The sequence below is a fragment of the Xenorhabdus sp. NBAII XenSa04 genome (assembly GCF_963866145.1).
In the GTDB taxonomy this organism is placed as follows: Bacteria; Pseudomonadota; Gammaproteobacteria; order Enterobacterales; family Enterobacteriaceae; genus Xenorhabdus; species Xenorhabdus indica.
Map to the genome: position 1 here is coordinate 1 of NZ_CAWMEB010000183.1, position 545 is coordinate 545.

Sequence of the window (545 nt, forward strand, 5' to 3'; positions counted from 1 at the left end):
TCCGGCTCTACCGGGCAGCCAAAAGGGGTGATGGTCGAGCATCAGGCGATTTATCACCGTACGCTGAGCGTCAATGAACGATATGGTGTGACGGCGCAGGATCGGGTGTTGCAGTTTGCGGCGTTTGCCTTTGATGTCGCCGTTGAGGAGTGTTTTTCCTCATTATGTCATGGCGCCACGCTGGTGATCCGCGATGATAGCTGGCTGGCTTCTGTGGCAGAATTTATTACCTTAACCCGCGAAAACCGTATTACGGTGCTGTTTCTGCCGACATTATTCTGGTCTGAGCTGGCTGCCAGAGAACCGGGGTTAGTGCTGCCGGACGCGCTCCGGCTGGTTATTATCGGCAGTGAAGCCGTGCAAAAAACAGCCCTTCAGAATTGGTTTGCCCAGGCGGGTCACCGTCCCCGGTTATTAAACGCCTATGGTCCGACAGAAAATACCGTCACCGCCACCTGTCAAGCAGTTGTCTCCCCTGAGGATGACCGTTCTATCGGCCGGCCGCTCAGCAATACCTGCATTTACCTGCTGGACAGCCACGGGCA

Annotated in this window: 1 protein-coding gene; it reads left to right on the top strand. The window is 55.6% G+C overall.

What is annotated here, in order from left to right; all coding sequences use genetic code 11:
* A partial coding sequence (locus AAC147_RS07845) for an AMP-binding protein (RefSeq protein ID WP_047686254.1) occupies positions 1 to 545 on the top strand: 545 nt, incomplete at both ends.